This is a genomic window from Serpentinicella alkaliphila, assembly GCF_018141405.1.
GTDB lineage: Bacteria > Bacillota > Clostridia > Peptostreptococcales > Natronincolaceae > Serpentinicella > Serpentinicella alkaliphila.
Window position 1 is genome coordinate 2761075 of sequence record NZ_CP058648.1, and the last position, 14541, is coordinate 2775615.

The following is a 14541-nucleotide window of genomic DNA, read 5'->3' on the forward strand; positions in this document are numbered from 1 at the left end:
TACTATATAATATTAATTATTTAAAAATTCTGTAGCGCTTTTTCCAGCTATTCTACCGAATACAACTATGTCTGCTAATGCATTTCCACCTAATCTATTACCCCCATGTACTCCGCCAGTTACTTCACCTGCTGCAAATAAACCAACAATTGGGCTACCTTCTACATTTATTACTTCCGCTTTATTATTAATCTTTATACCACCCATTGTATGGTGAACTGCTGGACCTACTTCTATAGCATAAAACTTACTAACTTTTAGAGATCTTGGCATATCATTTCTTCCAAATTCTCCATCTACTCCTGAAGTAACAAAACCATTATAAGCTTGAACAGTAGCAACTAATGCTTCTGTATCTATTTCTAATTTTCCTGCCAACTCGTCTATAGTCTCACCATCTATAACAATTCCTTGGTAAATATAGTCTTGGATAGCTTTTAAAGAATCCGTTACGCTTTGATCAAAAAATAGGAAACCCGTTTGTCCTTCTTGTGCCAACATAGCAGCAGAAACAACATCTCTTGTTGCTAATTCATTTACAAATCTCTTTCCATCTCTATTTATTAATATAGCTCCATTACCTCTAACAGCCTCAGTAATCATATAACCATTACTTGGTACTGCAGTTGGATGAGTTTGAATCTCTTCCATATCTACTAGGGCAGCACCTATAGCCGTAGCCATTGCAATTCCATCTCCAGTAGCTCCAGGCTGATTAGTTGTACCAAATCCTTCTAATGCACTATCCCACTCAACTAGCATAGTAGCATTGGCGCCAAAACCACCAGTTGCTAAAATAACAGCTTTTGCCTCTATGTTAATAACTTTTCCGTCTTTATCTTCAGCAACGATCCCAGATACTACATTATTTTCTGCTACAATTTCGATTGCAGTAGTCTCTGTCATAATTTGAATCCCTAGTTGCTCTGTTGCTGTTTTTAAAGTTTTAACAACTTCTGGACCTACAGGAGCTCCACCGGATGGACGATGGGAACGGTTATTTGTAGAACCTGCTAATTTACCAACGTCATTAAAGTCTCCACCTAGAGATAATAACCATTCAATTGCATCAGCTGCATTATCAGTAAAGGCTTTAACTAATTCTGGATCATTTTTATCATATCCACCTTTCATAGTGTCAGCATAATGCACTTCAGCACTATCTTCAATTCCTAATGCTTCTTGTACAGAAGTACCCGCAGCATTTAAACCACCTGTTGCTCTTAATGTATTTCCACCTACAAATGCCATCTTTTCAACTACAATTACTTCTAATCCTGCATTTTTAGCTTCTATAGCAGCAGATAATCCCGCTCCACCAGAACCTATTACTACTACATCTGTACTAATTTTATCCCCATTCGTTGTACTAGGTGTAGCAGGTGAACTACAGCCTACTATTAGACTTCCAACTAACATAATTACCATGGTTAGTTTTAATAATTTACTCTTTAACATCATTAATCTCCTCCTTATTATTATTAATACTAACTTGATAATTGTATCACAAACTTTGATATATTCGCATCAATGTCAAAGTTTTTTTTATGTACTAAAATAGAAATGAATAATTTATACCATCTTTTTCTGTAGAAATTTTTATGATATGTTTATATTTGTATTTTCTGTCATTAGACCACTATATAAAAGGAAAATGAAACTTAGTTTTCTACTTATAATTACATATCTACAAAGCTAATAATATTTAAGGAGGTAAAAATATGAAAGCAAATAAATTTAAACTAAATACTGATGTAAAATCTAATGGAAAAAATATTCATAATTCTATATCTAAACTTGATGGTATTAATTCGGTTAGATTAGACTCCTTTGCTAATACAGTTACTGTTAATTATGATGATTCTAAAGTTTCTTCTTCTGAAATAGAATCAATCTTACGACAAAAAAACTATTTATAAAAAAATGAGCAAGCCTCAGTTGGCTTGTTTAATATAAATTATGTTTTATTGGATTAATTTAAGTTTATTAAAGGCACAGCTATTTTCACTTATAATTGTTCTATTTCAATGCGTGGATCTATACAATTATCACTTAGCTCACCTTTTAGTGCATCTATCAGCTTCTTCACATTAATCTCATTTCTAAAGGCAACTCTTCCAAAAAACATAAGTAAAGATTTTGAATTTCTTCATTTCCCTAGAATAAATCCTACATTTTTTTAAGATGTAAAAAGTTTCATTTATATAAATAAAAGTGATAAGCCTACTAAAAGGTTACCACTTTTATAAAAGTTAATTATTCTCAGGATTAACAACATCTCCTACTGCCCATTTAGCAATTGCAAGCTTAGTTTTATCCGAACCTACTTCAATAGTAATTATATCATCTTTGATTTTAATTACTTTTCCATATATCCCACCGATTGTAGTTACCTCGTCTCCAACCTTTAGGTTATTTCTCATATTTTTAATCTTCTTGTCCTTCTTTTGTTGTGGGCGAATCATAAGAAAATAAATACCTGCAGCAAACCCAAAAGGTAATACTAATTGACTCAGTGTTTCCATTTAATAACCCCTTTTCTAAATAAGTTTAAATACTTAAATTATATATTCAACGCGAACTATCAAATTTCCTTTTTATGCTATATATTAGCATTATTTAAGGCCATACTTTTCGTAAAAACTTTTCCTATAATCCAACAATCTATCTTCTCTAATGGCCTGTCTCATTTCTTCCATTAATTTCAATAAGAAATATAGGTTATGATATGTCAGTAATCTTAAACCTAATATTTCATCTGCCTTAAATAAATGTCTTAAATATGCTCTTGAATAATTTTTACATGTATAGCAGCCACATTCTACATCTAAGGGTTCAAAGGATTCAGTATGCTTTGCATTTTTAATAATTACTTTACCATGACTAGTCATAGCAGTACCGTTTCTACCGATTCTAGTCGGTAGTACGCAGTCAAACATATCTATCCCTCTAATTACACCTTCGATTAAGGCATCTGGACTTCCAACACCCATTAAATATCTTGGTTTATCCTTAGGCATTAATGGAGTTGTATGGTCTAATACTTCATACATTAAAGGCTTAGGCTCCCCAACACTTAATCCTCCTACTGCATAACCTGGAAAATCTAATTCGATTATTTGTTCAGCACTTATTTTTCTAAGGTCATTATACATTCCACCTTGTATAATCCCGAACAAACTCTGTTTTTCAGTATTCCAATGGGCCTCTTTGCATCTCTTTGCCCATCGAGTAGTTCTCTCTAATGAATTTTTTACATACTCTCTATCTGCAGGATAAGGGGCACACTCGTCAAATGCCATCATTATGTCTGAACCTAGAGCTGTTTGGATTTCAACAGCCTTTTCTGGGCTAATAAAATGCTTAGACCCATCAATGTGTGATCTAAATTCTACCCCTTCTTCAGTTATTTTTCTTAAATCCCCAAGACTAAACACTTGGAAACCGCCGCTATCCGTTAGTATTGGTTTATCCCAATTCATGAATTTATGTAATCCCCCAGCCTTTTTAATCAATTCATGACCAGGTCTAAGGTATAAATGGTATGTATTACTAAGAATTATTTGGGAGTGTATTTCCTCTAGCTCCTCTTTTGTCATTGTTTTAACAGTTGCCTGTGTTCCAACCGGCATAAATATCGGAGTTTCTATTACACCATGAGGTGTATAAATTTTGCCAAGTCTCGCTCCTGATTGCTTGCACTCTTTAATGAGTTCATATTTAATACCCATATGTTTCCTGCCTCTCTATTTTAATAACATTGCATCTCCAAAGCTAAAGAATCTATATTCTTCTTCAACTGCAACTTTATAAGCATTTAAAATATTTTCTCTGCCTGCCAAAGCACTTACTAGCATAATTAGCGTAGACTCCGGGAGATGGAAATTAGTAATTAGGCTATCAATTATTTTAAATTTATAGCCAGGAAAAATAAATATATCTGTCCATCCTGTTTTACTTTCTATTTTACCAGGAACTTCGCTAGCTGATTCAAGTGTTCTACAACTAGTTGTTCCTACTGCTATAACCTTATTTCCGTTACTTTTACATTCATTAATTGTTTTAGCTGCTTTTTCTGAAATACTATAAAACTCAGAATGCATTTTATGCTCGGAAATATCCTCAGCTTTAACGGGCCTAAATGTACCTAAGCCTACGTGTAATGTAATATATACTATATTAACGCCTTTGTTTTTGATTTTTTCTAATAGCTCCTCTGTAAAATGCAAACCAGCTGTTGGTGCTGCAGCAGAGCCAACCTCCTTAGAATATACAGTTTGATACCTTTCCTTATCTTCTAATTCAGCGGTTATATATGGAGGTAAAGGCATTTTACCTAATCGTTCTAATACTTCTTCAAATATTCCATCATATGAAAATTTAACAATACGTGAACCCTCTTCGCCAATGTCAACTACTTCGAGATTTAACATACCTTCACCAAAGGAAAACTTAGAGCCAATTTTAGCTTTTTTTCCTGGTTTAACTAAAGTTTCCCATGTATCTAGGCTAGTTCTTTTTAATAAAAGAAATTCAACCTTACCACCGGTTTCTTCCTTTTCACCGATTAGTCTCGCAGGTAAAACTCTTGTATCATTTAATACTAAGCAATCATTTTCATTTAAATAGTCAATTATGTTGTAAAAATGCTTATGATTAATATCTCCCGTATCTCTTTCTATAACCATTAACCTTGAATGGTCTCTTTTTTCTAAAGGATGTTGCGCAATTAAATGCTCCGGAAGAAAAAAATCAAAATCCTTTGTCTTCATTAAATTATTCCACCTTCACTCCTGTATAATAATGAGTTAATATATCTACATATGTTAAATTCAGTTCTGCCATTTTTTTGGCCCCATGCTGACTCATACCTAAGCCATGACCAAAGCCACGGCCATTAAACACAAAGTCACCTTGGGAATTTGTATTCACTACTATCTCCTTATATTGTTGCCCATTATATACTCTAGTATTATCTAAATTATTTAATTTTGTTACACCACTCCTAGAAATAACATGCTTTCCGTCTATGCTAGCAGATGATTGATTTGAATCATTTTTTAAAGTCATAGACGAAGCAGAAGAAGTTCCACTGTTAACATCAAACCAACTACTTCTAAGTCCAAAGATAGTTCTTGATCTTTGTTTTTGCATAACTTCTTTACCATTTGTTCCAATAACCTCCAAAGTCAATATTCTACCATTAATCGACCTAGAAGTCACTATAATATCTAAAACATCGCCGATAAAAATATTATTTTGTTCTAATATATTTCTAACTTCTGTCTTGCTAAGAGTTACTTGCCATGAAGAATTTGGAGCATCTAAAGAATAATCATCCTGAACTCCTCTAATATATGGTACAACAGCTGACCAAATATTTTCACTATTTTCTGTATGTCCACCACTATTTGAATGGAAATATGCATCAATAATTTTTCCATTAAAGGCAACAACCTTGCCTCTAGTTTCTTCTACTGCCGCATTACTATTTGGATTTTCTCCATCGAAGCCACCATATACCTGTGAATTAACAGTATTACAAACATTGAAGCCTAAATGTGAAAACTTGTTGTATGCTGTAGTTGCGAAACTTCTAGCTGCTACTGCTTGGGCCTTTAAAGCCTCTCTCGGCCAAGAAGCAGGCATCTCTCTAGGTATAACTCCATATAAATACTCTTCAAATGGTAATCTATTTATTACTGTCATATCACTACCTGTTTGTCTCAGAAAAGTTATACTACCCCTATAATTTCTACCATCTACACTAATTACAGTGGAAGTTCTAAAATGCAATTCTTCCTTGGAGTCAAACATAAACAATACTCTATCAGAAGAATTTAACACCTGTACTCTAGTCGAAGAAGGATTAATAACAGTTACACTTTGGCCGCAAGCTGATTGAATTAAGCCCGCAGCATTTTGTGCTTGATCTAAAGTAGTATATAGCCCTACGAATACCTTCCAGCCATTCTCATAAACTAAATATGGCTGCTCATTAATGGCTAAAGAGTTTATTAATCCTAAAGCCTGTTCCCTCGAACTAAAATTATCTCCTATTTGTACATGGAAAGGCCCCTTTATGTTTTGTCCACTGGCACTATTAATGTCTCCAGTAAATTCTACATAATTGCCGTTTGCACCCATGTAATATGCATCTTTTCTTACGAATATACTATTATCTTGCCCAAGATTTAGTAACTCTATGAATTGATTCCCTTCATATCTACCTACGGATATTTGTGAAGATCCCCGTAAGTTCACTACCGACTTTGAAGAATTACTAAAAAACAAACCTACTTTAATAAATTCTGGTGAAATATTGTTCCCGTAGGCTAATATACTACTTAAGTTTAACAAAATTAGATTAATAATTAATGCTAATACTAAATACCTTCTCATTTTCATTTAATTGCCCCCTATAAGAATAACCATTATATTACTAACTTCGACAAAGTTTGATATATTCCTTTAATTTAAGAAATCGTAACAAAATTGTAACATAAAAGTTACTAAAAAAACTAAGGCTATCCAAATCGGAAAGCCTTAGGGTCTTCGAAAAAATATATTTAATATTACCGTTAGTAGTACACTGAGTATTATGCTAGTTGCTACTGGAAAATAAAAACTTACGTTACCTTTCCTAAAAAACAGATCTCCTGGAAGTCTACCAAGACCAAGTCTTCCACCAAATCCGAGCAATAGTCCTACTACTATTAACCCTATTCCTAAGTAAATGAATATCCTACTAAATTGTTCCATAATACTACTCCTTATTATATGGTATATTAAAATGTTTGTAACCTTTCTCTAGCACTACTCTGCCCCTAGGGGTCCTATTAATAAACCCTATTTGAAGTAGATAAGGTTCATAGACATCCTCTATAGTTGATCTTTCTTCTCCAGTTGAGGCAGCTAAAGTATCTAATCCTACTGGTCCACCACCAAAGTTTTCAATCATTACTTCTATCATTCTTTTATCAACATTATCTAATCCGAGGGAATCTATTTCTAACAAATCCAGTGCATTTTTAGCTACGTCTTCAGTAATACTTCCATTTGCCCTTACTTGAGAATAATCCCTTACTCTTTTAAGCAACCTATTTGCAATTCTTGGGGTTCCTCTAGATCTAAGAGCTATTTCCTTTGCTCCGCCGTCATCTATATACACTTTTAGTATATCTGCTGACCTTTTAATTATTCTCTTTAACATATTTGTATCATATAATTCAAGCTTACATATAACTCCAAATCTATCTCTTAAGGGGGATGTTAATTGACCAGCCCTTGTCGTAGCACCTATTAAAGTAAATCTATTTAAGTCTAATCTTATTGACCTAGCACTTGGCCCTTTACCAATTATTATGTCAAGGGCGAAATCTTCCATTGCAGGATATAAAACTTCCTCTACAGATCTATTTAATCTATGTATTTCATCTATAAACAGAACATCATTATCAGATAAATTAGTAAGTATTGCCGCTAAATCTCCAGGTCTTTCTATGGCAGGACCTGAGGTAACTCTAATATTTACATTCATTTCATTTGCAATTATTGTTGATAAGGTTGTTTTTCCAAGACCCGGTGGCCCATATAGAAGAACATGGTCTAATGACTCATTTCTCTGTAGTGCTGCCTCAATGAATATCTTAAGCTTTTCTTTAACTTTATCTTGTCCGATATATTCATTAAGCATTTTAGGCCTTAGACCTACTTCTATATCCTTATCTTCATCTTTAGCGTCCTTTGTAACTATTCTTTCGTCAAACTCCCTTAGCACACTATCACCTCACTTTATTACATAAGTCGCTTCAACGCTAGCTTTATTGTTTCTTCAGTTGTAAAGTCGTCACCTACACCATCTAAAACTTTATTTATTTCGTATTTTGTATAGCCTAGTGTCATTAAAGCCTCAATAGCCTCTTCACTTTTACTGCTTGCAGTAACTACTTCAACAATATTATCATTAGCCAAGGAATCATTAGCATCTATTTTATCTTTAAGCTCTAATATTATTCTCTCAGCAGTTTTTTTACCAACCCCTGAAACCTTAGAGATAGCTCCAATATTGTTAGATAAAATAAATTGTCCTAGAGTTGAAGTGTTATACATGGACAGTATACTTGCGGCTACCTTTGGTCCAACCTTTGAAACAGAAAGTAACTTTTGAAACATATTTAATTCTTCTCTTGTTTTAAACCCATATAGATTTATTTCATCTTCTCTTACTACGAGATATGTAAATATTTTTTCTATGTCACCCTTTGTAACCTGCGAAGCACTTACTAACGAACTATTTATTCTATAACCAATTCCATTAACATCAACAATAATTTTATCTAATAATATATCCTCTATCCTACCTTTAATATACTCGTACAATATTATATCCCCCTAAATTTATTTAATTTGAAATAAACTTTTAAACTTACCGGAATGTGCATGACATATTGCAATTGCCAAAGCATCCGCAACATCATCAGGCTTTGGTACCTTATTTAAATTCAAAATAGTTTTTATCATTTGCTGTACTTGATTTTTGTCTGCTCTACCATACCCCACTACCCCTTGCTTAACTTGTAGAGGTGTATATTCAAATATTTCTTTATTGTTATTCGCAGCAACGAGTACAGCAACACCTCTAGCCTGTCCAACAACAATTGCAGTTTTAGCATTTGTATTAAAAAAAAGTTCTTCTACTACTACTGCTTCAGGGTTATAAACATCTATAATACTATCTAGCTCATCATAAATCTTCTTTAGTCTTAGTGGCATTGGCATCTTACTATCTGTTGTTACGGCACCATAATTGATAACTTCAAAACGGTTGCCGGAATATTTAATAAGTCCATATCCAGTTATAGCGATACCAGGGTCAATACCTAATATAATCATAGTTGCCTCCAAAATTATCAATTATCTATTTTATAGTTTAACACAAGATTTTAACCTGCCCAATACAAAAGCATTCACGCAAACTCAGAACGTACGTTTGAATATATTTTATACTATATAGAGGCTATTGTCCAGCATTTAACAAACAAAAGAAAAGAGTCTACTAAATATAGTAGACTCCGCATTAATTAGCTATAATCTTCTAAGAGAGAGGTTACTTCTTCCTCACTATTTTTAATTATTCCGTTTTTAAGCTTTTCTTGATCCACTGGTGGTAGTATTGAAACTGGTATCCTAGTTTCTTGGAAAATAACCCTTTGTCCTTCTTCATTAAATCTATAAACTATTATATATCCGTTATACTCTGTAATTAAATAATGTTTTGGGCAAATATCTTGCTTCTTCTCTAATAAAACTATTTCATCCTTTGAGAAGCTAAACAAATCAAATTGAGGCATCGTGTTTAATATCAACTCATTAAAACCCTCTTCATTTAATCCTATCATATTATCATTTAAAGTACTTTCTGTATCCACACTTTCTTTACATCTCTCATAATAGGTTCTAAAAATAATCTTAGTTTCATTATTTACAATTTCCTTTTGAGTCGCTACATTAACTATATTAGAATCACTTTTATTTTCACTATTTAAATTGTTTGTATTATCAATATTATTTTCGATTTCAGTCAGTCTAGGTGACCTATTGTATGTATAGTAACCAAAAATATATCCCATTGATGCAGAAAAAATTGCAACTACTAATAATGGTATTACAATCGAACGTCTTCTTCTTACCATAATAAAACCTCCTTTATTATCTGGAGGTTATTTTATCCAATTATCTATATTTTATACATCTGTATCGATTTCATTAGTAACAACAATATTGTTAATGAACGTCATGAAGTCTTCCTCTAAATTCTGTGCATACTGGTATATTACTGAACCTTCTACTACGATTTCTTTAGGTTTACTTAGCATACCTTTTGACTTAATATAATTAAGAAGATTTTGTAGCTCATTCATATCATTTTCATCGTAGTAACATATTATAAATTCATCAAAATCACTTATAAAATATATTGCTAGCAAATCTGCACCCAGATAATATTCTTCATTTTTAACATGGTCATTATTCTTTCTATACTCCACGAACATTAGTCCATTAATAAATTCATATTTTAATAATTTGGGCTTTATTATTAAAAGCTCCCTCTCAAGGGCTTCACAACTACCTATTCTATAAACTAAGATATGTTCTTGTTTTTTTATTTCTTTGTAAATTAACTCATAAGGTACTTGAAATTTATCAACTACTTTTACACTTTTTACTCTAAATTCATCTTCTGCTTTTTTAGTTTCAACTAATGTAACTACATTAATATATCCACTATCACTATCAATGATGGATTTCGCAGTGTATAAAGCCCTGTCACAATGTTCTTCAACTAATTTTACAGTGTTTTTAAGTAGAATTGATGCCTTATCTACTAGCTTAATATTTAAATCTTCTCCACAATATAAATATCTGCTTCCAGGCAAGTCATTAGCCACAACTTTCATTAGAAAAAAATTAACTAATTGAATCGGAGACTCGATTTTCTCATAGATTTTAGCTGTTAATGCTTCCTGACCTTGTATATCTAATTGATTCTTTCTTTTTATAATAAAATCATACTCAAAAGAAGGTGGAGGTAATGGTTGATTAAACTTTAAATTCAATCTCCCATAGTTTTTAATTAAATATATTACATCTTCTTCAGATATACTAACTTTACCTCCTCCTAAACTACCCATAAATCTATCAGTATACAGATCTAACTCATTTTCATTGAAAGTTAAAATGCTTGCATAATCATAGATTCCATGCTCCTCTGCATCCAATAAAAACCATTGAACGAAATTCTTATTTTCCGTCGTTATCCAATGAACCTTTAAGGCTATAACTCCCATCAATCTTGTCCTAGTTGCTATTGCTGAATAGAATGTTTGGGAGATTTTCGGATTTGTTTTGCCACCACGAATTATTTTAAATTTTGGTTTTATATTCTTCATAATATACCTCGATCATATTTTTTTACTTAGAAAATATAATGTACCTATTTTGTTAGTTAATTATAGTTTTTAATGTAAATTTAAATTTATGTATTAAATTTGCTTATCCGAAACATACTATTAAGGAATTAATAATTCTTTTATAGGAGTGATATATTTGGATAGATTAGCACTAGTCTTAGTTATAATAGGCGCCCTTAATTGGGGATTGATTGGACTATTCCAATGGGATTTAGTAGCATCGTTATTTGGTGGACAATCAGCCCTATTAAGTAGAGTTGTATATACCCTTGTAGGTATCGCAGGAGCTTATTGTATAAGCTTATTATTTAGAGAAAGATCTCAACAAAGAGAATAACACTAAGCGGAGTATTCAACTCCGCTTAAATTTTTTAAAGCTATTTGTTTTTACATTTTTTATGTAAACTGGTTTATATTTGCAATGTAGATTTACGTGTTGACAATACTAACTTTTGATTATATACTAATTAAGTGGTCCTACCACCGGACGAATTATATTGTACATTCTTAAAAAATGGTTCGTAATTTGAATGGGTTTTAATATAATTACACTAGTTTGTAATTGTTAATACAGGAAAACAAAAAAAATTAAACAGCCACAATCCGAGTATATCAAACTGTGGCCGCCTAATTTAAATTATATAATTAGTATTTATCTGTTAATTAACCAAGAATACCAGCTACGATAATACCCATGATACCAATCATTAATCCGTATACGATACATGGTCCAAGAGTTTTTCTAATAACGTCTCCCTCTTTACCAACAAGACCTACTACCGCTGTAGCAGCAACTACGTTGTGAACGCAGATCATATTTCCTGCAGCTCCACCCATAACTTGTTGCGCTAATACAACATAAGTTGGTAATCCCATTTGAGTAGCAACGTCGTATTGGATAGGTGAGAATGTTAATGTAGAAACAGTTGCAGAACCTGTAATAAATGCTCCAAGAATTCCTAGGTAAGGAGCAACGTTATGCCATACTCCACCTAAACCAGCAGCCATTGCGATTGCAATATATCTAGGCATAGCAACAAATTCATTTGCATTCATACCTGAGTTAGTGAATACTTGTACTAATGCTAATGTTGGAAGTAACGCAAGTGATGCACCTTGTACTGAACCAATAGATTCTTTAGAAGCTTTAATGAAACAATCAAATGATTTACCTTGAATTAATATTGCTGCTAATGCAGCTATAACTAGAATTGTTCCTGGTGAATAAAGTACTTGCCATCCAGAGTTGATTCCTTCGATTCCCATAATGTTTCTCCAAGTTAAGTCAACATTAGTTTGAGTAAATTTCTTTATAGCTGGTACAAGTCTTGTTACAAGTAATAAACCAACTACAACTAAATATGGGCTCCATGCTGCAAATAATCCCATATCAGATTTTTTAGCCTCAACTTTGAATCCATCAACTAAAGCTTCTGTCCAAATTTCTTTTGGTTGTAAGAAACCTTTTTTTGCTGTAACAGATGCATATGAAATAACTACTAGTGAACTTACTATAGAAACGAATTCTGGTCCGAAAGCATGAGCTACAGTGAAAGCTGTTGCCGCATATACTACCCCAACAGATAATGTCCATGGGAACATAGCAAATGCATTAGACATTTTTCTTTCTTTACTAAAGAAGAAAACTAAAACAAATACTAAAAGAGAAGGAACAACTGTTGCAATGAATAAATCCATTGAAGTAACTCTTTTTGCGATTTCATGGAAGAAAGTTGATCTTGCTGCTAAGTCTTCAGCTGCAATTCCCATAATTCCTGGAATATTAGATAATCCAACAAGGTGTGGAGTTCCTACCGCTCCAAATGAAACAGGAACAGAGTTTGCTATTAATGCGATTGTTGCAGCAGCCATTGGAGTAAATCCAAGTGCAACCATTAGCGGTCCAACTACCGCCGCTGGAGTACCGAAACCTGCAGCACCTTCAATTAACGCTCCAAATAGGAAACCAACAATAATCGCCTGAACACGCATATCTGGTGAAATGTTTCTGAATCCTTCATTGATCCTATCTACTGCGCCAGTATGTTTTAGTGTATTTAATAGAACGATAGCACCAAATAGAATTAACATAATTGTTAATGCTCTATGAGAACCTTGTAAAATAGATGCAACGATAACATTGTTGTGAACTCCCCACACTGTAGAAGCCAATAATAAAAGAATAATAGCACTGAATGTCATCCCTTTTTTAGCAGGCATTCTAAAAAGAACTAAGAAAATAAATGGTGCAACAATAGCACTAAATGCCGTTAACAATAACATACACTTGTCCCCCTTTGAATTTTAAATTCGATTTTTAACTCCCCCATCATTAACTTCGCTTTCACTCCCACCTCCAAATTGAATATTTAATGTACCATTGCATCAAATAATTATTTGTTCATTATTGATACAATGACCTTCATAAGATAACCCTTTTTTTAGAAATCTTATGCTAGTACCTTAATTATATTCAATAAATGGATTTTATTCAATACAAATCTTTAAAAAAAGGTTATAAAATTAACAATTTTTTTTATAATTATTACACAAACCTTGTAATTTAAAGACTTTTATTGTATAAATTTAGTATATTTTTCCTGGTTAAAAAAGTAATTTCTTTTGAAGTTGATCATTTTTCTGACAAAGTGACTATTTTTATGACAAAACCATAAGAGTTAATTTATAGGAGAATTGGATATCTGACTTAACCGTAAATACTCTTTATTTAAGAGTTATACAGGGTTTTGTCCGATGTAATCTTATACTACTGGATTTAAAGTTATATAGCAATGTTAAATTTAGTATAATTATCTTTATTGCTCCTATTTAGGAAACCACTTTTTTTACAACTAATTTATATACTTAATTTTACTAAGATCTTATATACAAGATATGGCATGCATGTATATTATTACACTTTTGTATTCTTATTTTATAATCACATTAAATCTATTTTGCAGTAATACTGCCCTTAATATCATTAAATTTCTTTTCACCTATACCATTGACATTCTTTAATTCTTCAATGCTATTAAATTTTCCCTTTTCATTTCTATAATTAATAATTCTATCTGCCAGAGCAGGCCCTATACCTACTAAGCTTTCTAGCTCCTGCTTACTCGCACTATTTATATTAATTGATCCCTTACTATTATTACTACTTACACTAGATTCTATATCTTCTAACTCTTCGCCTATGGCAAGTATATAAATAAAGTCTTCATCCACAAGTCTTTTAGCCAAGTTTATACGCTTTCTATCCGCATTATCCATAAGTCCCCCAGCTGCGTGTACAACATCATTCATTCTAGAATCCGCATCTAATTCATAAAGTCCTGGATTTTTTACAGAACCCTCTATATGCACAAAAATAGTTTGTTTAGCAATTGATTTACTTTCTAGATCGTTAACATCTTTTTTTATTTCCTGGTTAACAGCTGTACTTAAAATATAAATTTTTTTCTTTTCGTTTAAATATCCTTTTATAAATACAGATATAACAATAATTACCAAAAACATTATAATTACTTGCTTTTGCTTTAAACTTACTTTCATTTTCATCACC

The 14541-nt window shown here is 32.3% G+C and carries 15 protein-coding genes; 2 read left to right on the plus strand and 13 right to left on the minus strand.

Translation table 11 applies throughout. The features are described 5' to 3' along the window. Window positions 1–12: 12 nt before the first annotated feature. On the minus strand, window positions 13–1461 hold the full coding sequence (locus HZR23_RS14095; RefSeq protein WP_132847131.1) for an FAD-dependent oxidoreductase: 1449 nt from the start codon (window positions 1459–1461) through the stop codon (window positions 13–15). 260 nt (window positions 1462–1721) lie between these two features. Here HZR23_RS14095 and HZR23_RS14100 point away from each other — a divergent pair, with 260 nt between their 5' ends. Further along, complete coding sequence (locus HZR23_RS14100; protein ID WP_132847132.1) at window positions 1722–1919, plus strand: heavy-metal-associated domain-containing protein; 198 nt, start codon at window positions 1722–1724, stop codon at window positions 1917–1919. A 333-nt stretch (window positions 1920–2252) separates the two neighbouring features. Here the strand turns inward: HZR23_RS14100 and yajC are convergent, their stop codons facing one another. From yajC to HZR23_RS14150, 10 genes are all read right to left on the minus strand, one after another. Further along, complete coding sequence (gene yajC, locus HZR23_RS14105) at window positions 2253–2525, minus strand: preprotein translocase subunit YajC (protein WP_132847133.1); 273 nt, start codon at window positions 2523–2525, stop codon at window positions 2253–2255. Between the two features lie 90 nt (window positions 2526–2615). Beyond that, on the minus strand, window positions 2616–3731 hold the full coding sequence (tgt, locus tag HZR23_RS14110; protein WP_132847134.1) for a tRNA guanosine(34) transglycosylase Tgt: 1116 nt from the start codon (window positions 3729–3731) through the stop codon (window positions 2616–2618). Window positions 3732–3746: 15 nt separating this feature from the next. After that, window positions 3747–4772, minus strand: coding sequence for a tRNA preQ1(34) S-adenosylmethionine ribosyltransferase-isomerase QueA (gene queA, locus HZR23_RS14115; RefSeq protein ID WP_132847135.1), 1026 nt, complete (start codon window positions 4770–4772; stop codon window positions 3747–3749). Between the two features lie 4 nt (window positions 4773–4776). Further along, window positions 4777–6408 carry a SpoIID/LytB domain-containing protein gene (locus HZR23_RS14120; RefSeq protein ID WP_132847136.1) on the minus strand — a complete coding sequence of 544 codons (1632 nt, stop codon included), beginning with the start codon at window positions 6406–6408 and terminating at the stop codon, window positions 4777–4779. 138 nt (window positions 6409–6546) lie between these two features. Beyond that, entirely contained in the window at window positions 6547–6762 is a 216-nt protein-coding gene (locus tag HZR23_RS14125) for a DUF2905 domain-containing protein (RefSeq protein WP_132847137.1), read from the minus strand. 4 nt (window positions 6763–6766) lie between these two features. After that, window positions 6767–7780: a Holliday junction branch migration DNA helicase RuvB gene (gene ruvB, locus HZR23_RS14130; protein WP_132847138.1), complete on the minus strand. Its 1014-nt coding sequence runs from the start codon at window positions 7778–7780 to the stop codon at window positions 6767–6769. Between the two features lie 17 nt (window positions 7781–7797). Continuing rightward, a complete protein-coding gene (ruvA, locus tag HZR23_RS14135; RefSeq protein ID WP_132847139.1) occupies window positions 7798–8382 on the minus strand; it encodes a Holliday junction branch migration protein RuvA in 585 nt (194 codons plus the stop codon). An 18-nt stretch (window positions 8383–8400) separates the two neighbouring features. Then, on the minus strand, window positions 8401–8895 hold the full coding sequence (gene ruvC, locus HZR23_RS14140; RefSeq protein WP_132847140.1) for a crossover junction endodeoxyribonuclease RuvC: 495 nt from the start codon (window positions 8893–8895) through the stop codon (window positions 8401–8403). A 188-nt stretch (window positions 8896–9083) separates the two neighbouring features. Next, window positions 9084–9695, minus strand: a complete 612-nt coding sequence (locus HZR23_RS14145) for a BofC C-terminal domain-containing protein (protein ID WP_132847141.1) — start codon at window positions 9693–9695, stop codon at window positions 9084–9086. A 51-nt stretch (window positions 9696–9746) separates the two neighbouring features. Further along, window positions 9747–10952, minus strand: a complete 1206-nt coding sequence (locus tag HZR23_RS14150; protein WP_132847142.1) for a hypothetical protein — start codon at window positions 10950–10952, stop codon at window positions 9747–9749. Between the two features lie 148 nt (window positions 10953–11100). Between HZR23_RS14150 and HZR23_RS14155 the strand changes: the two genes are divergently transcribed. Further along, window positions 11101–11310 (plus strand): DUF378 domain-containing protein, encoded by a 210-nt coding sequence (locus HZR23_RS14155; protein ID WP_330571353.1) that lies wholly within the window; start codon window positions 11101–11103, stop codon window positions 11308–11310. Window positions 11311–11636: 326 nt separating this feature from the next. On the opposite strand, the gene HZR23_RS14160 is transcribed toward HZR23_RS14155, so the two are convergent. Together HZR23_RS14160 and HZR23_RS14165 are read right to left on the minus strand one after the other, a co-directional pair. After that, entirely contained in the window at window positions 11637–13256 is a 1620-nt protein-coding gene (locus HZR23_RS14160; protein WP_132847144.1) for an L-lactate permease, read from the minus strand. Between the two features lie 669 nt (window positions 13257–13925). Beyond that, window positions 13926–14531 (minus strand): helix-hairpin-helix domain-containing protein, encoded by a 606-nt coding sequence (locus HZR23_RS14165; RefSeq protein ID WP_165913572.1) that lies wholly within the window; start codon window positions 14529–14531, stop codon window positions 13926–13928. Window positions 14532–14541 lie beyond the last annotated feature (10 nt).

What these genes read in the sequence shown, in the direction of transcription:
- HZR23_RS14095 (WP_132847131.1), bottom strand. Translation starts at nt 1,461, where the DNA reads ATGATGTTAAAGAGTAAATTATTAAAACTAACCATGGTAATTATGTTA.
- HZR23_RS14100 (WP_132847132.1), top strand. Translation starts at nt 1,722, where the DNA reads ATGAAAGCAAATAAATTTAAACTAAATACTGATGTAAAATCTAATGGA.
- yajC (WP_132847133.1), bottom strand. Translation starts at nt 2,525, where the DNA reads ATGGAAACACTGAGTCAATTAGTATTACCTTTTGGGTTTGCTGCAGGT.
- tgt (WP_132847134.1), bottom strand. Translation starts at nt 3,731, where the DNA reads ATGGGTATTAAATATGAACTCATTAAAGAGTGCAAGCAATCAGGAGCG.
- queA (WP_132847135.1), bottom strand. Translation starts at nt 4,772, where the DNA reads ATGAAGACAAAGGATTTTGATTTTTTTCTTCCGGAGCATTTAATTGCG.
- HZR23_RS14120 (WP_132847136.1), bottom strand. Translation starts at nt 6,408, where the DNA reads ATGAAAATGAGAAGGTATTTAGTATTAGCATTAATTATTAATCTAATT.
- HZR23_RS14125 (WP_132847137.1), bottom strand. Translation starts at nt 6,762, where the DNA reads ATGGAACAATTTAGTAGGATATTCATTTACTTAGGAATAGGGTTAATA.
- ruvC (WP_132847140.1), bottom strand. Translation starts at nt 8,895, where the DNA reads ATGATTATATTAGGTATTGACCCTGGTATCGCTATAACTGGATATGGA.
- HZR23_RS14145 (WP_132847141.1), bottom strand. Translation starts at nt 9,695, where the DNA reads ATGGTAAGAAGAAGACGTTCGATTGTAATACCATTATTAGTAGTTGCA.
- HZR23_RS14150 (WP_132847142.1), bottom strand. Translation starts at nt 10,952, where the DNA reads ATGAAGAATATAAAACCAAAATTTAAAATAATTCGTGGTGGCAAAACA.
- HZR23_RS14160 (WP_132847144.1), bottom strand. Translation starts at nt 13,256, where the DNA reads ATGTTATTGTTAACGGCATTTAGTGCTATTGTTGCACCATTTATTTTC.
- HZR23_RS14165 (WP_165913572.1), bottom strand. Translation starts at nt 14,531, where the DNA reads ATGAAAGTAAGTTTAAAGCAAAAGCAAGTAATTATAATGTTTTTGGTA.